Source organism: Streptomyces sp. NPDC001137, assembly GCF_040298885.1.
In the GTDB taxonomy this organism is placed as follows: domain Bacteria; phylum Actinomycetota; class Actinomycetes; order Streptomycetales; family Streptomycetaceae; genus Streptomyces.
The window spans coordinates 270,975-291,335 of the sequence record NZ_JBEPBA010000010.1 but is presented as its reverse complement, the minus strand read 5'-3'; the positions used below and the strand labels follow the sequence as shown (position 1 = coordinate 291,335).

Annotated in this window: 16 protein-coding genes; 7 read left to right on the top strand and 9 right to left on the bottom strand. The window is 71.3% G+C overall.

Annotated elements, in window-relative coordinates:
* Window positions 1-4: 4 nt before the first annotated feature.
* Complete coding sequence (locus ABT254_RS22240) at window positions 5-1,408, bottom strand: FG-GAP and VCBS repeat-containing protein (RefSeq protein WP_351472654.1); 1,404 nt, start codon at window positions 1,406-1,408, stop codon at window positions 5-7.
* 115 nt (window positions 1,409-1,523) lie between these two features.
* Window positions 1,524-2,792, bottom strand: coding sequence for an FG-GAP repeat domain-containing protein (locus ABT254_RS22235; RefSeq protein ID WP_351472888.1), 1,269 nt, complete (start codon window positions 2,790-2,792; stop codon window positions 1,524-1,526).
* 122 nt (window positions 2,793-2,914) lie between these two features.
* Between ABT254_RS22235 and ABT254_RS22230 the strand changes: the two genes are divergently transcribed.
* Window positions 2,915-3,241: an antibiotic biosynthesis monooxygenase family protein gene (locus tag ABT254_RS22230; protein WP_351472651.1), complete on the top strand. Its 327-nt coding sequence runs from the start codon at window positions 2,915-2,917 to the stop codon at window positions 3,239-3,241.
* A 76-nt stretch (window positions 3,242-3,317) separates the two neighbouring features.
* On the opposite strand, the gene ABT254_RS22225 is transcribed toward ABT254_RS22230, so the two are convergent.
* Window positions 3,318-5,600, bottom strand: coding sequence for a (Fe-S)-binding protein (locus ABT254_RS22225; RefSeq protein ID WP_351472648.1), 2,283 nt, complete (start codon window positions 5,598-5,600; stop codon window positions 3,318-3,320).
* A 219-nt stretch (window positions 5,601-5,819) separates the two neighbouring features.
* Between ABT254_RS22225 and ABT254_RS22220 the strand changes: the two genes are divergently transcribed.
* From ABT254_RS22220 to ABT254_RS22200, 5 genes are all read left to right on the top strand, one after another.
* Window positions 5,820-6,854: an MraY family glycosyltransferase gene (locus tag ABT254_RS22220; RefSeq protein WP_351472645.1), complete on the top strand. Its 1,035-nt coding sequence runs from the start codon at window positions 5,820-5,822 to the stop codon at window positions 6,852-6,854.
* A gap of 94 nt (window positions 6,855-6,948) precedes the next feature.
* Complete coding sequence (dnaK, locus tag ABT254_RS22215) at window positions 6,949-8,793, top strand: molecular chaperone DnaK (RefSeq protein WP_266957944.1); 1,845 nt, start codon at window positions 6,949-6,951, stop codon at window positions 8,791-8,793.
* Window positions 8,790-9,446, top strand: coding sequence for a nucleotide exchange factor GrpE (grpE, locus tag ABT254_RS22210; protein WP_351472641.1), 657 nt, complete (start codon window positions 8,790-8,792; stop codon window positions 9,444-9,446). The genes dnaK and grpE overlap by 4 nt, the downstream gene beginning before the upstream one ends.
* A gap of 57 nt (window positions 9,447-9,503) precedes the next feature.
* A complete protein-coding gene (gene dnaJ / locus ABT254_RS22205; protein ID WP_351472639.1) occupies window positions 9,504-10,670 on the top strand; it encodes a molecular chaperone DnaJ in 1,167 nt (388 codons plus the stop codon).
* A 5-nt stretch (window positions 10,671-10,675) separates the two neighbouring features.
* Window positions 10,676-11,122 carry a heat shock protein transcriptional repressor HspR gene (locus ABT254_RS22200; protein WP_351472885.1) on the top strand — a complete coding sequence of 149 codons (447 nt, stop codon included), beginning with the start codon at window positions 10,676-10,678 and terminating at the stop codon, window positions 11,120-11,122.
* 75 nt (window positions 11,123-11,197) lie between these two features.
* On the opposite strand, the gene ABT254_RS22195 is transcribed toward ABT254_RS22200, so the two are convergent.
* The gene (locus ABT254_RS22195) at window positions 11,198-12,856 is read right to left on the bottom strand and encodes a PA14 domain-containing protein (protein ID WP_351472636.1); all 1,659 of its coding nucleotides are present in this window, start codon (window positions 12,854-12,856) and stop codon (window positions 11,198-11,200) included.
* Between the two features lie 296 nt (window positions 12,857-13,152).
* Here ABT254_RS22195 and ABT254_RS22190 point away from each other — a divergent pair, with 296 nt between their 5' ends.
* On the top strand, window positions 13,153-14,268 hold the full coding sequence (locus ABT254_RS22190) for a sugar ABC transporter substrate-binding protein (protein ID WP_351472633.1): 1,116 nt from the start codon (window positions 13,153-13,155) through the stop codon (window positions 14,266-14,268).
* A 6-nt stretch (window positions 14,269-14,274) separates the two neighbouring features.
* Here ABT254_RS22190 and ABT254_RS22185 read toward each other — a convergent pair whose 3' ends face one another.
* Genes ABT254_RS22185 through ABT254_RS22165 form a run of 5 tightly spaced genes read right to left on the bottom strand, consistent with a single transcriptional unit; the run spans window position 14,275 to window position 20,153 of the window.
* A complete protein-coding gene (locus tag ABT254_RS22185) occupies window positions 14,275-15,087 on the bottom strand; it encodes a carbon-nitrogen hydrolase family protein (protein ID WP_351472882.1) in 813 nt (270 codons plus the stop codon).
* A 14-nt stretch (window positions 15,088-15,101) separates the two neighbouring features.
* Window positions 15,102-16,301: an aminotransferase-like domain-containing protein gene (locus ABT254_RS22180; RefSeq protein WP_351472630.1), complete on the bottom strand. Its 1,200-nt coding sequence runs from the start codon at window positions 16,299-16,301 to the stop codon at window positions 15,102-15,104.
* A complete protein-coding gene (locus ABT254_RS22175) occupies window positions 16,298-17,500 on the bottom strand; it encodes an enolase C-terminal domain-like protein (RefSeq protein ID WP_351472627.1) in 1,203 nt (400 codons plus the stop codon). The genes ABT254_RS22180 and ABT254_RS22175 overlap by 4 nt, the downstream gene beginning before the upstream one ends.
* A complete protein-coding gene (locus ABT254_RS22170; protein ID WP_351472624.1) occupies window positions 17,497-18,363 on the bottom strand; it encodes an alpha/beta hydrolase in 867 nt (288 codons plus the stop codon). The genes ABT254_RS22175 and ABT254_RS22170 overlap by 4 nt, the downstream gene beginning before the upstream one ends.
* Complete coding sequence (locus ABT254_RS22165) at window positions 18,360-20,153, bottom strand: GH3 auxin-responsive promoter family protein (RefSeq protein WP_351472621.1); 1,794 nt, start codon at window positions 20,151-20,153, stop codon at window positions 18,360-18,362. The genes ABT254_RS22170 and ABT254_RS22165 overlap by 4 nt, the downstream gene beginning before the upstream one ends.
* Between the last annotated feature and the right edge of the window lie 208 nt (window positions 20,154-20,361).

Sequence of the window (20,361 nt, the reverse complement as noted above, 5' to 3'; positions counted from 1 at the left end):
GTGGTCAGTCGGCGAGGACGGCCCCGAAGTACCCGCGTGAGCCCAGGCCCAGACCGCTCCCGGTGAGCGTGGTCGAGCCCGTGCCCGTCGGGCCGGACGAGGTGCCGGGGAAGAAGTGCAGACGGCCGATCTCCGGTGCGGTGGCGACGAGTTCGGCGCGGCCGTCGCGGTTGTAGTCGCGCAGGAGCACCGAGGCGCCGAACCAGGAGTCGCTCTCGTCGGCGGGGCGCTGGAAGCCGGACGTCGTGTAGTCGATCTGGCGGGAGTTCGCGCCGGTGAGACCGGAGGCGCCGCCGCGCAGGACGGTGACGGCACCGGAGCGCCAGACCTCGCGGCCGAGCGTCTCGTTCGGGACGCCCACCGCGAGGTCCGGGTAGCCGTCGCCGTCGGTGTCGCCGGCCGAGACGTCGTAGCCGAAGTAGTCCCCGGACTCGCGGACGCCGGGCACGCCCGCGGTGTCCTGGCTGATCGACTTCACGGCGCCGAAGCCGGTGGCGGTGCCCTTGAGGACGTGGACCGCGCCGCCCTTGCCGGACCGGGAGACACCGAGCGCCAGGTCGCCGTGGCCGTCCTTGTCGAAGTCGGCGATCACCGCGCTGGAGCCGACGAGCTCGGAGGAGGCGGGCAGGCCGTACTTCTTGGGCGGCCTGACCGGGCCGCTCGTGCTGCCGCGGTAGAACCAGACGCGGTTGCCGTCGGTGTCCGCGTCGTAGCCGACGACCGCGAAGTCGGCCGTGCCGTCCTTGGTGACCTTGCCGGAGACGACCAGCTCGGGGTTGATGTCCTCGCCGTCGATCGGGTCGAGGTTGGTGGCGGTGCCGCGCGAGCCGGACTCGGTGAACGGGCCGCGCAGGTACCAGACGTACTCGTCCCCGACGGCGACCACGTCCGGCTTGCCGTCGGCGTTGAAGTCGCCGACCGCGACGTCCTTGGCGAACAGGTCGTCGCCGCCCGGGGCGGTGTAGGAAGTCCCCTTCGTCAGGCCGGACCCGGAGCCCCACAGCACGGTGAACATGCCGTAGCGGGAGCCCGCCTTCTCGCCGGGCGCGGTGGCGATGACGTCCGCGTACCCGTCCTTGTTGAGATCGGCCGTGGTGACCTTCGCGCCGAAGAAGTCCCTGGCCTCCGCGGCGCCCTCGACGCCCGGGCTGTTCTGCGTGACGACCGTGCGCCTGGTGAGGTCCAGCCCCTTCGAGGTGCCCCACACGACGACGACCGCGCCCGCCTCCGACTTTCCGCCCACGGTGGCGGTGCGGTCGCCCAGGACGAGGTCGCGATAGCCGTCGCCGTTGAAGTCGTCCGCGTACTTCGCGGCCGCGGCGCCGGCGGGGGCGGCCAGGGCGAGGGGGGTCAGACCGCCGGCGAGCAGGGCGGCGGCCAGGAGGGAGACGTGGGTACGGCGGCTCAAGGGGGCTCCAAGGGTCGTGGCGATCCCGGAATCGCACGGGGTCGCGATGAGGAGACTCCCGGCAAGGGCGATGAGTTGTAGGGGAGTTCGGTGAACTTCCGGTGCCGCTGTGACGTCAGTTGTCCGCCAGGAACTCCGAGGTCGAGAAGGTGACCGCGGGCTTGGCCGCCACGAGCCCCTTCTTCACGCCGGGATGGACCGTGACGGTGTCCTTCGTCTCGCCCAGGTACGTCCGCAGCGCGAGGTCCGCCCGCCCGTCGCCGTCGAAGTCGCCCACCGCCAGGACCTCTGTCGTCCCCCGGGCCGAGGGCTCCACGGTCACCGTGCCTGCCGTGGACAAGCCCGTCGTACGGCCTCGGAACACCCGGACGCCCGACCCGCTGGAGACGAGGTCGCTCAGGCCGTCGCCGTCGAAGTCGGCGGCGTCGAGCAGGGAGCCGGGGGAGCGGAGGACGGCGCGGCCGGCGGTCGGGAGGTCGTAGCGCAGCAACGTTTCGTCCAGGGTGCCGACCGCCGCGTCGAGGGCGGCGCCCCTGCCGAAGCGGCCGAGGGCGACGTCGAGGCCCTCGGGCAGCACGGTGCCGGTGCGGGTGGGGCCGGCGGGACCGCCGAGGACGACGGACGCCCTGCTCTCGCCCTCCGCCGCACGGACCACCAGGTCGTCGTAGCCGTCGCGGTTGACGTCGGCCGCGGGGCCCGTGGGGACCTCGCCCGGTGACGGGACGGGGGCGCCGGCCGTGCGCGGGGTGCCCTTGCGGGTGAACGGGCCGCGCAGATAGCTCAGTTGCTCCCCGGACGCGTGCAGGACCAGGTCCTGGGCGCCGTCGCCGTCGAAGTCGCCGCACACCGGCTGGTCGGGCCAGTCGTTGCCGAAGCGGGCGGCAGCGGGGACGGTGAGCTTGACGGCGCGGGTCAGGCCGCCGGGGGCGCCGAAGAGGACCTGGAGGGGGACCGGGGGGCGGCCCTGGCCGTCGTAGGGCGGGTCGGTCGAGACGATCAGGTCGGTGAAGCCGTCCTTGTCGAGGTCGCAGCTCGCCTCCGCGTCGAAGACCGCGGGGAGCCGGCCTTTCGTACGGGCCGCGTACCTTGCGGGGCTGAGCAACTGCCGTGCCCCCGGGGTGAGTCCGCGCGCGCTGCCGTAGACGACGCCGATGCCCGCGTCGTCGGCGTGGCTCTGCACCTTCACGAGCGAGTCGAGGACGAGATCGCGGTGGCCGTCGCCGTTGAAGTCGTCGGGGGTCCTGCTGCCCTTGCCGCGGGGTATCGGCAGCTTGGCAGGGGCGTCCGCGACCCGGACGGGGGTGGGGCGGGCGGCTCCGGCGTCCCCGCCGGGGCCGCAGGCGGCGAGCAGAAGCGTGCCGCAGAGGGCCGCCGCCGTACACATTCCGCCTCTTGGCACGCGCACCGTCCACCTCGTCAGCACCGTCGACAACGCCTCGGTAATGATGCACATGTTCGGGGTGGGGCGACAGTCGCTCGGAGCGGGGCGGGGTTCAAGATGGAGGCATGAGCGTAGTCAAGATCAATGTGCTGACCGTGCCCGCCGAGCAGCGCGAGGTGCTGGAGAAGCGGTTCGCCTCCCGGGCCCACGCCGTGGAGAACTCGGACGGCTTCGAGTGGTTCGAGCTGCTGCGGCCGGTCGAGGGGACCGACCAGTACCTGGTGTACACGCGGTGGCGTGACGAGGCGTCCTTCCAGGCCTGGATGGAGGGGCCGATGAAGTCCGCCCACCAGGGCGGCGGCGAGGGTGCCGAGCGCCCGAAGCCGGCGGCCTCCGGTTCGACCCTGTGGTCCTTCGACGTCGTGCAGTCGGCGGGGCCCAAGGGGGCGTAGGCGCTCCGGCGTGGCAGAAACGAGGGCGCCCCCTGTCCTTCTGCGGACAGGGGGCGCCCTCGTATCGCCTTGCGGACTACTTCACCGGCTCCGGCTCCGGAGCGGTCTCCGTCTCCTCCTCGCCGGCCGGGTCGACCGGGGTCTTGACGGACTCCAGGAGCAGCTGGGCGACGTCGACGACCTGGATCGACTCCTTCGCCTTTCCGTCGTTCTTCTTGCCGTTCACGGAGTCCGTGAGCATGACCAGGCAGAACGGGCAGGCCGTGGACACGATGTCCGGGTTGAGGGAGAGGGCTTCGTCGACGCGCTCGTTGTTGATGCGCTTGCCGATGCGCTCCTCCATCCACATGCGCGCGCCACCGGCGCCGCAGCAGAAGCCGCGCTCCTTGTGGCGGTGCATCTCCTCGTTCCTGAGGCCCGGGACGTTGGCGATGATCTCGCGCGGGGGCGTGTAGATCTTGTTGTGGCGGCCCAGGTAGCACGGGTCGTGGTAGGTGATGATGCCCTCGACCGGGGTGACCGGGACCAGCTTGCCCTCGTCCACGAGGTGCTGGAGCAGCTGGGTGTGGTGGATGACCTCGTAGTCGCCGCCGAGCTGCGGGTACTCGTTGCCGATGGTGTTCAGGCAGTGCGGGCAGGTCGCGACGATCTTCTTCGCCGACTTGGGCTTGGCGGACTCGGGGACCACCTTGCCGTCGTCGTCGAGCTCCTCGCCGAACGCCATGTTCAGCGCCATGACGTTCTCCATGCCGAGCTCCTGGAAGAGGGGCTCGTTGCCCAGGCGGCGGGCGGAGTCGCCGGTGCACTTCTCGTCGCCGCCCATGATCGCGAACTTGACGCCCGCGATGTGGAGGAGTTCGGCGAAGGCCTTGGTCGTCTTCTTGGCGCGGTCCTCCAGGGAGCCCGCGCAGCCGACCCAGTAGAGGTACTCGACCTCGGTGAGGTCCTCGATGTCCTGGCCGACGACCGGGACCTCGAACTCGACCTCCTTGAGCCACTCCAGGCGCTGCTTCTTGGCCAGGCCCCAGGGGTTGCCCTTCTTCTCCAGGTTCTTGAGCATCGTGCCCGCCTCGGACGGGAACGCGGACTCGATCATCACCTGGTAGCGGCGCATGTCGACGATGTGGTCGATGTGCTCGATGTCCACCGGGCACTGCTCGACGCAGGCGCCGCAGGTGGTGCAGGACCACAGGACGTCCGGGTCGATGACGCCGTTCTCCTCGGCGGTGCCGATCAGCGGGCGCTCGGCCTCCGCGAGAGCCGCGGCCGGGACGTCCTTGAGCTGCTCCTCGGAGGCCTTCTCCTCGCCCTCCATGCTCTTGCCGCCACCCGCGAGCAGGTAGGGGGCCTTCGCGTGCGCGTGGTCGCGCAGCGACATGATCAGCAGCTTGGGGGAGAGGGGCTTGCCCGTGTTCCAGGCGGGGCACTGCGACTGGCAGCGGCCGCACTCGGTGCAGGTGGAGAAGTCGAGGAGGCCCTTCCAGGAGAACTGCTCGACCTGGGAGACGCCGAAGACGTCGTCGTCACCGGGGTCGGTGAAGTCGATCGGCTTGCCGCCCGAGGTCATCGGCTGCAGGGCGCCGAGCGCGGTGGAGCCGTCGGCGTTGCGCTTGAACCAGATGTTCGGGAAGGCCAGGAAGCGGTGCCAGGCCACACCCATGTTGGTGTTCAGCGAGACCACGATCATCCAGATGAACGAGGTGCTGATCTTGATCATCGCGACCAGGTAGACCAGGTTCTGCAGCGTGCCGACGCTCAGCCCCTTGAAGGCCAGGACCAGGGGGTACGACGCGAAGTACGAGGCGTCGTAGCCGTCCACGTGGTGGATCGCGCCCTCCAGGCCGCGCAGCACGTAGATCGCGAGGCCGATGGTGAGGATGACGTACTCGACGAAGTACGCCTGGCCCGACTTGGAGCCCGCGAAGCGGGACTTGCGGCCGGGGCGGGAGGGCAGGTTCGACAGGCGGATGGCGATGAGTACGAGGATGCCGAGGACCGTCATCACACCGATGAACTCGGTGTACATCTCCAGCGGCAGCCAGTCGCCGACGATCGGCAGCGTCCAGTCGGCCTGGAAGAGCTGCCCGAAGGCCTGCGCCAGGGTCGGCGGCAGGGTCAGGAAGCCGACCGCCACGAACCAGTGGGCGAAGCCCACGATGCCCCAGCGGTTCATCCGCGTGTGGCCGAGGAACTCCCTGACAAGAGTCACGCTGCGCGCGTACGGGTTGTCGGTCCGGGTGCCGGCGGGCACCGGCTGGCCCAGTTTGAAGTACCGGACGAACTGACCGATGGCGCGTGCGAGCAGCGCAACGCCGACCACGGTCAGGACCAGCGACACGATGATCGCGGCGAGTTGCATTTGGGGGCTCCTCGGGACTGCGAGGGTCATTACTAAGCGGTAACTTATGTAGTCCGATTGAGACTACCCCCATCCTCTGTCGCACTGTAGCCGGGCGTGCGGTGATCTGCGTCGCTGAGGGTTGCCTTAAGCGTCCGTGACCAGGTCTGCTGTCCGGCTTGCGACGATGCGATCGTGTTATTCATGCCAAATTGGTACATTTGCGCCTAACTTAGACCCGTGCTATACGGGATCGCCGCCGCCACCACCGCCCTGCTGCTCGCCGCCGTGCTCACCGCACTGCTGCGGGTGCCCGCGCTGCGCCTCGGGATCGTCGAGCGGAGACGGCAGCGGCAGCGGCCCGTGCCGCTGCTCGGCGGTACGGCCGTGGTGCTCGCCACCTGCGCGGTGGCGGTGGCCATGGACCGGACCGGCGTCGCGCCCCTGGGTGCGGGGGTGGGGCGGCTGCTCGTCGCCGGCGGTGCCGTGGCCCTGCTCGGGCTCGTCGCGGACATCGGGCGGGTCAAGGCGCGGGTGCTCGTGGCCGGTACGGCCGTGGCCGCGGCCAGTGTCGTGCCGTACGAGGAGACCGGGGTGCCGGTGGGGCTGCTCGCCGTCGCGTGGATCGTCTTCGTCACCGTCGGGTTCAAGGCGCTCGACCACGCGGACGCGCTCGCGGGGACCGTCGGGGTGCTCACCGCCTTCGGGGTGGGGGCCTGTGCGGCGGCCGAGCTGATGGACGGGCTCGCGGTGCTGCTGAGCGTGCTGGCCGCCGCGCTGACCGGGTTCCTCATGCACAACTGGCCGCCCGCGCGCGTGGGGCTCGGCGCCTGCGGGTCGCTGTTCACGGGGTTCCTGCTCGCCGCGTCGGCGGTGTTCACCCGGGCGGGCTACGGGCTCGCCCCGAGTGCGGGAGTGCTGTTCTCGCTCACCGCCCTGGCGAGCGCCGACGTACTCCTGGTGGTCCTGTCGCGGCGGCTGGCCGGGCGGCCGCTGCTGCGCGGCGGACCCGACCATGTCGCCCACCGGCTGCGGCGGCTGGGGCTGACCCCGCAGGGGGCGACCGTGCTGCCCGGAATCGGAGCCTTCGCCGGCGTGTTCGTCGGAGTGCTCATGCATATCGGGTGGACCGCGCTGTCCGCCGTCTACTGGGTGGGGGCGGTGGCGCTCGTCGTCGTCCTCATGCTCCTTCGGGTGCCTGTGTACGGGCTCCGGCGGTCCGTGCCCACGCAATCGACGCAGGTCAGCGGCCCATTGCGTGTAAGGAACGGATAAGAGTTGAGTCGGTCCGACTCAGGTCTGTTGACCCATCGCCGGGTGTCGTGCACACTTGAGTCCGTTCCACTCAAGTCAGCTGGAGGAATTCACCATGGCACGTGCGGTCGGCATCGACCTGGGCACGACTAACTCCGTCGTCAGCGTTCTGGAGGGCGGCGAGCCCACCGTCATCACCAACGCCGAGGGTGCCAGGACCACGCCGTCCGTCGTCGCCTTCGCGAAGAACGGTGAGGTGCTCGTCGGCGAGGTCGCCAAGCGCCAGGCGGTCACGAACGTGGACCGGACCATCCGATCCGTGAAGCGCCACATGGGCACGGACTGGAAGATCGAGCTCGACGGGAAGCCCTTCAACCCGCAGCAGATCTCCGCGTTCATCCTGCAGAAGCTGAAGCGGGACGCCGAGGCCTACCTGGGCGAGAAGGTGACCGACGCGGTCATCACCGTCCCGGCCTACTTCAACGACTCCGAGCGCCAGGCGACGAAGGAGGCCGGCGAGATCGCCGGTCTGAACGTCCTGCGCATCGTGAACGAGCCGACCGCGGCCGCGCTCGCGTACGGCCTCGACAAGGACGACCAGACGATCCTCGTCTTCGACCTCGGTGGCGGCACCTTCGACGTGTCCCTCCTGGAGATCGGTGACGGCGTCGTCGAGGTGAAGGCCACCAACGGTGACAACCACCTCGGTGGTGACGACTGGGACCAGCGCATCGTCGACTACCTGGTCAAGCAGTTCGCCGGCGGTCACGGCGTGGACCTCGGCAAGGACAAGATGGCCCTGCAGCGTCTGCGTGAGGCTGCCGAGAAGGCCAAGATCGAGCTGTCCTCGTCCACCGAGACCTCGATCAACCTGCCCTACATCACGGCGTCCGCCGAGGGCCCGCTGCACCTGGACGAGAAGCTCACCCGGGCCCAGTTCCAGCAGCTGACGGCCGACCTGCTGGAGCGCTGCAAGACGCCGTTCCACAACGTCATCAAGGACGCCGGCATCTCCATCAACGAGATCGACCACGTCGTCCTCGTCGGCGGTTCCACCCGTATGCCCGCCGTCGCCGAGCTCGTCCGCGAGCTGACCGGCGGCAAGGACGCCAACAAGGGCGTCAACCCGGACGAGGTCGTCGCCATCGGCGCCGCCCTGCAGGCCGGTGTCCTCAAGGGTGAGGTCAAGGACGTCCTGCTCCTCGACGTGACCCCGCTGTCCCTCGGCATCGAGACCAAGGGCGGCATCATGACCAAGCTCATCGAGCGGAACACGACGATCCCGACCAAGCGGTCCGAGATCTTCACCACCGCCGAGGACAACCAGCCCTCCGTGCAGATCCAGGTCTACCAGGGCGAGCGCGAGATCGCGGCGTACAACAAGAAGCTCGGGATGTTCGAGCTGACCGGTCTGCCGCCGGCCCCGCGCGGTGTCCCGCAGATCGAGGTCGCCTTCGACATCGACGCCAACGGCATCATGCACGTGACCGCGAAGGACCTGGGCACGGGCAAGGAGCAGAAGATGACCGTCACCGGCGGCTCCTCGCTGCCGAAGGACGAGGTCGACCGGATGCGCCAGGAGGCCGAGAAGTACGCGGAGGAGGACCACGCCCGCCGCGAGGCCGCCGAGACCCGCAACCAGGGCGAGCAGCTCGTCTACCAGACGGAGAAGTTCCTCAAGGACAACGAGGACAAGGTCCCCGGCGAGATCAAGACCGAGGTCGAGGCCTCCGTCGAGGAGCTGAAGACCGCGCTCAAGGGCGAGGACACCGCCGAGATCCGCACCGCCACCGAGAAGGTCGCGGCCGTCTCGCAGAAGCTGGGCCAGGCCATGTACGCCGACGCCCAGGCCTCGCAGGCCGCCGCCGGCGGTGCCGCGGGCGCCGAGGCCCCGAAGGCCGACGACGACGTGGTGGACGCCGAGATCGTGGACGACGAGCGCAAGGACGGTGCCGCGTGACGGAGGAGACCCCGGGCTTCGACGAGAAGCCCGACGTCCCCTCCGGCGCCACCCCCGACGACGCCGAGCCGCAGGCCGCCTCCCCCTCCTCGGGGGAGGGGGCGGCCCCGGCCGGGGACGCAGCACAGATCGCCGGTCTGACGGCCCAGCTGGACCAGGTGCGCACGGCGCTCGGCGAGCGCACGGCGGACCTCCAGCGGCTCCAGGCCGAGTACCAGAACTACCGCCGCCGGGTGGAGCGGGACCGGATCACGGTCAAGGAGATCGCCATCGCGAACCTCCTGACCGAGCTCCTGCCCGTGCTCGACGACATCGGCCGCGCCCGGGACCACGGCGAACTCGTCGGCGGATTCAAGTCCGTCGCGGAGTCGCTGGAGACCGTCGCGGCGAAGATGGGACTGCAGCAGTTCGGCAAGGAGGGCGAGCCCTTCGACCCGACGATCCACGAGGCCCTGATGCACTCGTACGCGCCGGACGTCACGGAGACGACCTGCGTGGCGATTCTGCAGCCCGGGTATCGCTTCGGCGAGCGCACCATCCGCCCCGCGCGGGTGGCCGTCGCCGAGCCGCAGCCCGGCGCCCAGACCGTCAAGGCCGAAGACGCGACCGAGGCGGCCGACGACAAGGAGAGCGGTGGCCCGGACGAGGGCTGAGCTCGAACCGGTCGCAGCACCGACCGCTGAATCGATGAGAGAGGAGGGGCGTCGGGGATGAGCACCAAGGACTTCATCGAGAAGGACTACTACAAGGTCCTCGGCGTCCCCAAGGACGCCACCGAGGCCGAGATCAAGAAGGCCTACCGGAAGCTGGCCCGCGAGAACCACCCGGACGCCAACAAGGGCAACGCCAAGGCCGAGGAGCGCTTCAAGGAGATCTCCGAGGCGAACGACATACTCGGCGACCCCAAGAAGCGCAAGGAGTACGACGAGGCACGCGCCCTCTTCGGCAACGGTGGCTTCCGCCCCGGGCCGGGCGGCGCAGGCGGCTCCTTCAACTTCGACCTGGGCGACCTCTTCGGAGGCCAGGCGGGTTCCGGAGGCTTCGGCGGCGGAATCGGTGACGTCTTCGGGGGCCTGTTCAACCGGGGCAGCTCCGGTACGACCCGGGTGCAGCCCAGGCGCGGCCAGGACATCGACACCGAGGTCAGCCTCAGCTTCACCGAGGCGATCGAGGGGGCGACGGTCCCGCTGCGCATGTCCTCGCAGTCACCCTGCAAGGCCTGCTCGGGCACCGGCGACGCGAACGGCAACCCGCGGGTGTGCCCGACGTGCGTCGGCACCGGCCAGGTCGCGCGGGGTTCCGGCGGCGGCTTCTCGCTCACCGACCCCTGCCCGGACTGCAAGGGCCGCGGCCTGATCGCGGAGAACCCCTGCGAGGTCTGCAAGGGCTCGGGGCGTGCCAAGTCCTCGCGCACCATGCAGGTCCGCATCCCGGCCGGGGTGTCGGACGGCCAGCGCATCCGGCTGCGCGGCAAGGGCGCACCGGGCGAGCGGGGCGGCCCTGCGGGCGACCTCTATGTCACCGTGCATGTCGACGCGCACCCCGTGTTCGGCCGCAAGGGCGACAACCTCACCGTCACCGTCCCCGTGACGTTCGCGGAGGCGGCGCTCGGCGGCGAGGTCAGGGTGCCCACCCTGGGCGGCCCGCCCGTCACCCTGAAGCTGCCGCCCGGCACGCCCAACGGCCGCACCATGCGCGCCCGCGGCAAGGGCGCGGTCCGCAAGGACGGCACCCGCGGCGACCTCCTGGTCACCGTCGAGGTGAGTGTCCCGGCGGATGTGACGGGGAAGGCTCGTGACGCACTCGAGGCGTATCGCGAGGCGACCGCGGGCGAGGACCCGCGGGCGGAGCTGTTCAAGGCCGCGAAGGGAGCATGACCAAGATGGACGGCCGTCGACGCAACCCGTACGAGCTGACCGAGGAAACCCCGGTCTACGTCATCTCGGTGGCGGCCCAGCTCTCCGGCCTGCACCCGCAGACCCTGCGCCAGTACGACCGCCTCGGCCTGGTCTCGCCCGACCGCACCCCGGGCCGCGGCCGGCGCTACTCGGCCCGTGACATCGAACTGCTGCGCACCGTCCAGCAGTTGTCGCAGGACGAGGGCATCAACCTGGCGGGCATCAAGCGGATCATCGAACTGGAGAACCAGGTCGCCGCGCTCCAGCAGCGCGTCGCCGAACTCCAGGCCGCCGTCGAGGGCGCGGCGGCGGCCATGCAGCAGCGCGAGGCGGCGGTGCACGCGTCGTACCGCCGCGATCTGGTCCCGTACCAGGAGGTGCAGCAGACCAGCGCGCTGGTGGTGTGGCGGCCGAAGCGGCAGCAGGACTGAGGTACGTGTGCGGAAGGGGCCCGGAGGTTGAACCTCCGGGCCCCTTCCGTATGCCCGCCGGTGTGGGTGACCGGGTCAGCGGCCGACGAAGAACTCCAGCGACGAGCTCTGCGCGCTCTGCCGCCCGTAGGGGTCCACGGCGTACACGGTGGCCGTGCACGGCCCGTTGTAGGGCGGTGTCCAGGAGAGGGAGCCGGTCGCGGACAGCAGGGTGCCGCTGTCGCCGCAGGCGCCGCTGATCTCCCAGGAGTAGCCCTTCAGCACCCGCCCCTCGTCACCCGCGCCGGGTGCGGCCTTGATCTGGACGGCCTGCCGGGCGGGGATGCCCGCCGTGACCAGCGTCAGCTGCGGTGCGGCCGGGCCGAACGGGGTGGCCCGGGCGAGCCGGTCGACGGTGATCTCCGCGGAGGGCGCCGACTCGGCCCCCGTGCCGGCATCCACGGCGACGACGTAGTAGGACGCCTTGCCCGCCGGGGCGAGACGGTCCTCCCACCAGCCGCCGTGCAGGTTGCCGATGGCCGTCCAGCCGCCGTCGGTGCGGCGGTAGACCCGGTACTGGGGGGCGTCCTCGGGGAGCACCCAGTGGATCTCGGTCCTGTCGTCCTGGAGGACGCTGGTGAGCCCGGTCGGGGCGGGCGTGCCGCTGGGTTCGGGGCGCGTGGCCGTCACCGTTGCGGAGACCGGGGAGACGTTCCCGGCTCCGTCGACCGCATGCACCGTGTACGTGTAGGGCGTGCCCGTCCCGGCGGTGACGTCCGTGAAGGAGGTCCCGAACACGGTCTCGGGCCCGTCCGGGTCCTGCTGCCCCTCCGGCGCGCCCCACACCTCGTAGTGGTGCACGTCCGCCGCCGAAGAGGGTTCCCACGCCACCGTGTTGCCCGCCGTGGTGCCCTCGGCCGTGAGGCCGGTGACCCGCGCGGGCGCCGTCCGGTCGGCGGTCGTCACGCCCTGGTCGGCCGAACCCGCCGAGGTGTTGCCCGCCTTGTCGTAGGCACGCACCTCGTAGTAGTACGTGTCGCCGGTCACCGGCAGGCTCGTGTCGGTGTACGACGTCGAGGTCGTCGTCGCGAGCGGCGTGGCGCCGAACGACGTGCCCTTGAGCCGCCGGTAGACGCGGTAGCCGGCGAGGTCCATCTCCTTGTTCCCCGGCCAGCTGAACTTCGCCTTGCCGGCAGTGGAGTCGTAGGCGACCGAAGTTCCCGTCGGGGCAAGGGGGCTGACCTTGTCGACGTCGGCGGAGGTGCGCGGCTTGTAGGCGAAGGAGACGTTCGCCGTGCCCGTCCAGTTGACGTAGTCGACGCGGAGGGTGTGGCGGCCGGAGGGGATCGTGATGTTGACGGTCTTCTTCACCGTCGTGGACACGTTCTTCCAGAGGTCGACCTTGCGTACACCGTCCAGGTGGACGCGGACGCCGTCCTGGGTGGCGACCGGCAGGGCGAAGGGGCCGCCCGAGCCGAAGTCCCTCGTCACCGTCCAGCGGACGCCGAAGTTGTCCCTCGGCAGGCCGGAGGCCGGGGCGCCGGTGCCCCAGTTCTGGTCGATCGCCGCGTCGCAGTCCGTCTTCTTCGGGGTGCCGGAGAACGACGTGTTCGCGAAGAACTGGCGCGTGTAGACGGGCGAGGCGCAGGTGGTCGCGGCGGTGGCCGGAGCGGCCGTCGCGGAGAGCAGACCGGCCGCGGTGGCGAGCACGACGGCGGTCGTGGCCGCGGCGGTCGTGGGTCTGGCTGGGTTCATTCGGTCCTCTGGTCGGGATGGGAACGGCTGATGCAAGCTGCCGTGATCACGACTCGTGAGCAATCGCGTTGGTTGTACGGATCTTTGCCTGCCGATTGCCTGCCGTTGCATGGAGGGTCCGTAAAGAACCTTTGGAGGCGTTTCCGCCATGTCTTTACATGGTCGGCGGAGTGTTGCGTTGCGCACTCGTTAAGTAGTTGCGCTTGACGCCCGGGGGCCGCTCCGCGTTGGCTTTTCAGTCACCTGGGTCGCATTTTTGCGCCCGCGTCCGCAAGACACCAGAAGTGAGCTCCTGCATGCGTTCCACGCGTCGTACCGCCATCGTCGTGGCAGCGTCCACGATGACTCTGTCGCTCTCCGCCTGCGGCGTGCTGAACGTGTCGGGGGACAGCAGCTCGGCGAGCCCCACGAAGGGCAACGACGTCACCGTCGGGCTGCTGCTGCCGGAGACGGCCAACACGCGGTACGAGGACTTCGACTACCCCATCATCAAGAAGCAGGTCGCCTCGCTCACCAAGCAGCAGGGCAAGGTCGACTACCAGAACGCCGGCCAGAACGCGGCCAAGCAGGCGGCCCAGATGCAGAAGATGATCGACGACAAGGTCGACATCATCCTGCTGGACGCCGTGGACTCGCACGCCATCGCCGGTGAGGTGAAGAAGGCGAAGGACGCCGGTATCCCGGTCATCGCCTACGACCGGCTGGCCGAGGGCCCGATCGACGCGTACATCTCCTTCGACAACGAGCTTGTCGGCGAGGTCCAGGGCCGCACCCTGCTGGAGGCGCTGGGCAGCGGGGTCGACACCTCCGACAAGATCGTCATGATGAACGGCTCGCCCACCGACCCGAACGCCAAGCAGTTCAAGGCGGGCGCCCTGTCCGAGCTCAACGGCAAGGTGACGATCGCCAAGTCGTACGACACCACGGACTGGGACCCGAAGAACGCCCAGGCCAACATGAAGGCGGCCATCGAGGCGATCGGCAAGGGCAACATCGCCGGCGTCTACTCCGCCAACGACGGCATGGCCGGCGGCATCGTCAAGGCCCTGGAGGACGCCGGTGTCACCAAGATGCCGCCGCTCACCGGGCAGGACGCGGAACTCGCGGCCGTGCAGCGGATCGTGTCGGGCGAGCAGTACATGAGCGTGTACAAGTCGTACCCGCAGGAGGCCGCGGCGGCCGCGCAGATGGCGGTGGCCAAGGTGCAGGGCAAGGAGATCGAGTTCGACGCCCTCACCCAGGACACCGTCGACAGCCCCACGGACAAGGGCATCCCCGCGCAGCTCGTCACCGTGACCGCGCTGACGAGGAAGAACATCAAGTCGACGGTCGTCGCGGACGGCATCTACAAGGTCTCCCAGATCTGCACGTCGAAGTTCGCCTCGGAGTGCGCGGCCATCGGCCTCAAGTAGCGGCTCTCAGGCCACCGGCAGCGGCCGTCCGCCGGTCAGTACCGGCACCGCCCGCCTCGCCCGGTCCACCTCCCGCAGGTCGAGGTCCACACAGGTGAAGTCCGGTGCCGGGCCCAGCCGGGCGCGGATCTCGCCGAGCGGTGAGACGACCAGGCTGCCGCCGACGCCCGTGGGCGCCGCACCGGACGCGGCGCCACCGGCCTCGCTCCCGCCCGGAGCGGCCTGGCCGCAGGCGACCACGAAGCTGGTGGAGTCCAGCGCCCGGGCGCGGGCCAGCAGCGTCCACTGGTCCGGCTTTCCCGGCCCCGCGCCCCAGGAGGCGGCCACCACCGTCAGCAGGGCGCCGCGCGAGGCGAGTTCGGTGAACAGGCCGGGGAAGCGGATGTCGTAGCAGGTGGCCACGCCCATCCGGACGCCGTCGACGTCCACGGTCAGCGGCTCGGTGCCGGGGGCCACCGTGTCGGACTCGCGGTGCCCGAACGCGTCGTAGAGGTGGATCTTGTCGTAGTGCCCGAGGAGCCCGTTGGGGCCGGCCACGAGCAGCGTGTTGTGGACACGGCCGTCGGCGGCCGGGGTGAACATCCCGGCCACGACGGTGAGTCCGGCGCCGGCGGCGAGCTCCCGCACCCGGGTCGCCCACGGACCGTCCAGCGGCTCGGCGACCGGCCGCAGGGGTACTCCGAAGCGGCACATCGTCGCCTCCGGCAGCACCAGCAGCCGGGCCCGCGCGGCCGCGGCCCGGGCGACCTCCCGCTCCACGAGCAGGAGGTTCGCGCCGGGGTCCGCGGTGCTTGCGAGCTGGCCGAGCGCGACGCGCAGCGATACGGGCGCGGTCACAGGGACTTGAGGACGGTCGTCAGGCGGTCCAGGCCCGCCACCAGGTGCTCGTGCCGGGCGGCCGAGTAGGCGATCCGCACATGGTCGGCGTAACGCCCCTGCTGGAGCGGGTCGTAGAAGGTGCCGACGGAGTAGACGACCCCGGCCTCCCGGGCGCGTTCGGCGAGCAGCTCGGCGGCCGGGCGGCCGCCGTTCACCTTCGCCCAGACGAAGAAGCCGCCCGCGGGGTCGTCGAACTCCAGCCGGTCGCCTGCCTCGCGCAGGCTGCGGACGGTGAGTTCGGCGCGCTCCCGGTAGATGTCCCTGCCGCGGGCGAGCAGCCGGTCGAACCAGCCCTCGCGGGCCAGCAGGGTGCGGGCGATGGCCTGGGAGAGGGTCGAGCTCTGGAAGTCGTAGCGGCGCCGCAGGTTGATGACGTGCGGGGCCAGCCACTCGGGTGCGATCAGCCAGCCCAGCCGCAGACCGGGGCCGAGCGTCTTGGCGAAGGTCTGCACGACGACCACGCGGTCGCTGTCGAGCGGGAAGTCCGGCTCGCTGCGGCCGTCGGGGGCGAAGGGCCGGTACGGGTTGTCGGAGAGGACGAAGAAGCCGTACCGCTCGGCGAGTTCGACCAGCTGACGTCGCTTCTCGTACGGCAGCAGGCCGCCGGCCGGGTTGTGGAAGTCCGGAACCGTGTAGAGGGCCTTGGGGCGCAGCCCGCCGCGCAGCCGCTCGGCGAGGACGTCGACGTCGAGGCCGTGCGGGCCCACCGGGACGGGGTGGATGTCGGCGCCGGTGTTCTCGACGATGCGGATCGTGTCGGGGAACACCGGGTCGTCCACGACGATCACGTCGCCCGGTTCGGCGACCGCGTGGAGCGCGAGTGCCGTGCCGTGCAGCCCGCCGTTGGTGATCAGCACCCGCGAGGGGTCCACGCCCTCGCGGGCGGCGATGAGCGAACGCAGCGCCGGATCACCGGCGTTCGGACCGTACGCGAGTGCCGGCCCGCCGGTGTCGGGCCCGGCCAGCAGGTCGTTCGTCACCTCCCTGATCGCGTCCAGCGGCAGCGCCTCGACGGCGGGCGCACCACTGACGAGGTTCACGAAGTCCGGGCCCGGCTTGCGGGCCGGGACGGCGTAGGGGGAGGAGAGGGAGAGGGCCGAGATCCGGGAGGAGATCAGGGTGCCGGGGGCGGGGGTGGTGAGTGCGGGGGTCATGCGGGGGTCCTTGTCGTCAGTCGGGGCACTTCGGTGACCGGGCGGGCGTGGTCCCGGAGGAGCCGGGGTGAGGGGACCAGGCCGAAGCCCGGGCCCGGCAAGGGGGCGGCGTGGTGATGGGTGCGGTCGATCGTGTACGGCGGGGTCGTCAGGTCCGGTGGGAACCACTCGTCCTGGCGGCCGGACTCGACGGCGACGAGGCCCTCGACGTGGGCCGCCAGCAGCCGTCCCGCCGCCCACAGGGGGCCCACCTCGGCGACCTGCACCCCGAGTTGGGCGCGCAGGCCGAGGGTGCGGGCGTGGCGCAGCATGCGCAGGCTCGCCAGCGGGCCGCCGCACTTGGAGACCCGGACGTTGACGTACGTCGCCGCCGCGTGCCGGATCGCCTCGTCGAGGTCGGCGGGGACGGCCGCCGACTCGTCCAGCATCACGGGACAGCCGGCCTCCCGCTGGATGCGGTGCAGGGTGGCCCAGTCGCGGGATCGGGTGGGTTCCTCCAGCCAGTCGACCGTGTCCGCGAGGAGGGCGGCCGCCTCCAGGGCCTGCGCGGGCGGCCAGACGCCGTTGGCGTCCACGGAGACCGTGGTGCGGGCGGGGTCGGTCAACTCCCTTGCCGACAGGGCGAGTTCGCGGGTCGCCTTGGGGTCGGGCAGGCCCTTGACCTTGACATGGGTCAGGCGGGAGCGCGCCTCGGCGGGCAGGGCACCGAGCAACTCCGCGGGCGTACGGCTCGCGTCGACGACCAGGGCGGAGACCGGAACCCGGGGCTGAGCGCGCAGCACCTCCCCGCCCACCAACGCGAGGGCGTCCGTCGCGTCCCGGCCGTGGGCGCGGCACCAGGCGTCCAGCAGGGCCGTCTCCAGGGCGGCCGCGGCAGCCGGGGCCGGGTGTCCGGGGGTGCCGAGGGCGGCGGGCAGGTCGAGGGCGGCGAGCTCCCGCACACCGGACTCGAACGGGCCGGAGAAGACCCCTTCCAACTCCGGGAGCCGGGCGTGCAGGAGAGCCCGCACCACCGATTCCAGGCTCTCCCCGGTGACGTACGTCCGCGGCGCCCCCTCGCCCCAGCCGGTCGCCCCCGCCAGGGTGCAGCGGACCAGGATTGAACGGGAGGTACGGCGCGAGTGCGCCGCGTGGGCGAAGGGGCGGGCCATGGGGACCTCGGCGGTGAACACCTCGACGGGCAACGGCAGAGTGCTCATCGCGTGCTCCCGATGGCCGTCGAAGCCAGCCAGTCCCAGTAGCGGTGCCGGGCCGCCGAGAACTCGACGTAGTGACCCGAGTCCGTGAAGTCGACGGCGGCCGCGCGCCGCGTCAGGCCGGTCAGGACCTGCCACGAGGTGTCCAGGTCGATGATCGCGTCGTGCCGCGGACGCACGAAGTGCACCGGATCCGCGGACGGATCCGCGTCCCAGGTGCCGCCGCGCATGTAGACGTCCTCCAGCTGCACCATCACCGCGCGGGTGGACGCGGTGACCTGGCGGATCATCAGGATGTCGTTGGCCATGAAGTCCAGGTACGCCGTGACGTCCGTGTAGTCCGCGTCCGCCAGCGCCAGCGGCGCGGTGCCGAGGCCGCCCGCCGAGCGCAGGGCCGCCAGGGCCTCGCCGCTGCCGTGGCGGGAGCGCTGCTGGCCCAGCGCCGGGGCGCAGAACACCAGGCGGGCGCCGGCGGTGTGCCCCTCGGTGACCAGGGCCGCGAGGACGCTGCCGCCGAAGCTCTGCCCGACGACCGTCAGCGGCAGGCCCGGTGTCCGCGCGCGCACCGCCGCGAGGGCTCTGGCGTAGTCGTCGGTGACCTGCGCGGCCGAGGGGAGGTGGCCGCGGGGGCCGCCGCTGGTGCCGCTGCCGCGCCGGTCGAGGGCGAACACGGCGAGGCCGCGCGCGGCGAGCTCGGGGCCGGTCTCGAAGAGCCAGCCCGCATGGCTCTGGATGCCGTGGACATAGAACACGGCCGCGGCGGGCGGGCGGTCGGGTGCCCAGTGGTGCAGGGCGAGTTCGGTGCCGTCGGAGGCGGTGAGGGGGAGCGTCGCGCGGTCGTGGGAACGCGCCGTCAGGGCGCTCATCGGGCGGCACCGGCCTCGGCGGAGGCGGCGGTGAGCCGGAGTCCCGGTGCCGTGCCTGCCCTGAGCAGCCCCCGCTCGGTCAGGGTGTCCAGCACTTCCCGGTCCCTTTGCAGCCAGTGGTGCTTGACCTGGTTGGAGGAGGTGCCGCGGGCGCGCAGCCGTTCCTCCGAGGCGCGGGCGAACGCGCCCCACTCGGCGGCGACGACCTCGATGCGGCCCAGGCGGCGGGAGGCGCGCTTCTCGCCGTACTCGATGTTGATACGGCGCAGTGCGGTGTCGATGTCCTGGGCGAAGGACTCCAGGGTGGACGCGCCCAGGCCGGCGGCCCCCTCGACGATCACGTGGTAGCGCGGCGGGGCGCCCCACACGGGCACGCAGGTGAACAGGGGGCGGCCGCCGAGGCCGTCGGGCAGGGAGGACACGACGGCCTCGTGGACCTGGGTCTCGGTGAGCTTCTCGCCGGTGAAGGAGGCACGGAAGCCTGCCCGGCCGGTGAACTCCAGGCGCGGGGTGGCGCCGTAGTGGCCGACCACGCGGTACACGTCGCCGACGTCGTAGCGCAGCAGTCCGTTGGCCTGGCTCATCACCAGGCGGTACTCCTGGCCGTTCTCCAGCTCGTCGAAGAGCACGGTCTCCGCGTCCGGGGCGAGCGCGTCGGGGCCGTCGGAGGCCTCGGGCCCGTCGACGGGGACGAACTCGTGGACGCCCTGGCCGACGGCGAGCGGGCCGGCCGAGGCGTGGCCGTCCACGGGGAGGGTGACGATGCCCTCGGTGCCGGTCGTGCTGAACGGCAGCCGCCGTACGCCGGGCAGGACCTCCGTCAGCCAGTCCCGGTACAGGGCGGCGGACGCGGAGTTCCAGGCCACCGCGAGATCCAGGCGCGGCCACAGGTCCGTCAGGCCGGGGGCGCCGCCGGTCGCTTCGAGGACGGCGGCCAGGCGGTCGGCGGTCTCCCGGTCCGGGGTGACGGCGGGGTGCCGGCGGCCGTTCAGGGTGCCGTCGCGCAGGTCGGCCACCAGCCGCTCGCCGGAGGAGGCCAGCGTCTCGGCCAGGCTGATGATCTTCGACGGGTTGAGGGCCACGACGGCCCGTACGTCGCTGCCCGCGAGCAGCCGCAGCTTGCGGTACAGGGCCGCCTCCCAGCCCTCGCCCGGCTCGGCGAGCAGCCACGGCTCGTCGTACCAGGGCGGCAGCCAGTCGCGGGCACCGACCGCCGCGGGGCGGTTGGAGATGCTGTAGACGGGCTGCTCGCCGCCCGGCCCGGGGCGGCCCGGGGTGCGCTCCCAGGACAGGTCGAGGACCTGCGGGATGTGCGCGGCGGGCGCCGAGAGCGCGTCCGCCTCCGCGAGCGCCTCGAAGTAAAGGCCCCACTGCGCGTACAGGGCGGGCCCGCGGTAGTGGTCGCGCCAGTGCCGGGTGGTGGGGATGTGCTTGGGGGTGCCGCTGGAGCCTGAGGTCTTCAGGAAGGCGTACGGCCGGCTGCGGGTCAGGACCGCGGGCGCGCCCTGGCGGGCGCGGCGGACGTACGGCTCGACGTCCTCGTACTGCTGGATCGGCACCGCCCGGCGCCACTCGTCCGTCGTGCGGACGCGGTGCAGGGCGTGGGCGCGGCCGAACTCCGTGTCCGCGCACTGGTCGAGAATGTCCTCGAATACATTCCGGGCGGTGGGCCCGGGATTTGCGAATACTTTCCGCAGGCTTTGCAGGGCGTGCTGGGTGCGGATACCGAACGCGTGGCACGAGCAAGGCGTGGGGGAAGAGGTGGCCGAATTCACTGCGGGTGCGGCCAAGGCTGCCATGTTTGTCCTCTGGTCGGGATTCACGTGTGCAGGTACAGCGGAAATCACCGGTTTCGCCTGGTGGGGGGGGGAGCCGGTGGGGAAGCTGCTTGTCAACTGCCGTGGACGGGGTGGGCGCACGAGGGCGCCGGCGCGGCAGGATCAGCGAGAAGTGCGACAGAAGTTGCGCATGGACATGATTATTTGCGGTTTCACTGCT

Coding starts and splice junctions, on each gene's coding strand:
- ABT254_RS22175 (WP_351472627.1), bottom strand. CDS start 17,500: ATGAGCACTCTGCCGTTGCCCGTCGAGGTGTTCACCGCCGAGGTCCCC.
- dnaK (WP_266957944.1), top strand. CDS start 6,949: ATGGCACGTGCGGTCGGCATCGACCTGGGCACGACTAACTCCGTCGTC.
- ABT254_RS22190 (WP_351472633.1), top strand. CDS start 13,153: ATGCGTTCCACGCGTCGTACCGCCATCGTCGTGGCAGCGTCCACGATG.
- ABT254_RS22230 (WP_351472651.1), top strand. CDS start 2,915: ATGAGCGTAGTCAAGATCAATGTGCTGACCGTGCCCGCCGAGCAGCGC.
- dnaJ (WP_351472639.1), top strand. CDS start 9,504: ATGAGCACCAAGGACTTCATCGAGAAGGACTACTACAAGGTCCTCGGC.
- ABT254_RS22180 (WP_351472630.1), bottom strand. CDS start 16,301: ATGACCCCCGCACTCACCACCCCCGCCCCCGGCACCCTGATCTCCTCC.
- ABT254_RS22225 (WP_351472648.1), bottom strand. CDS start 5,600: ATGCAACTCGCCGCGATCATCGTGTCGCTGGTCCTGACCGTGGTCGGC.
- ABT254_RS22170 (WP_351472624.1), bottom strand. CDS start 18,363: ATGAGCGCCCTGACGGCGCGTTCCCACGACCGCGCGACGCTCCCCCTC.
- ABT254_RS22235 (WP_351472888.1), bottom strand. CDS start 2,792: ATGTGTACGGCGGCGGCCCTCTGCGGCACGCTTCTGCTCGCCGCCTGC.
- ABT254_RS22195 (WP_351472636.1), bottom strand. CDS start 12,856: ATGAACCCAGCCAGACCCACGACCGCCGCGGCCACGACCGCCGTCGTG.
- ABT254_RS22200 (WP_351472885.1), top strand. CDS start 10,676: ATGGACGGCCGTCGACGCAACCCGTACGAGCTGACCGAGGAAACCCCG.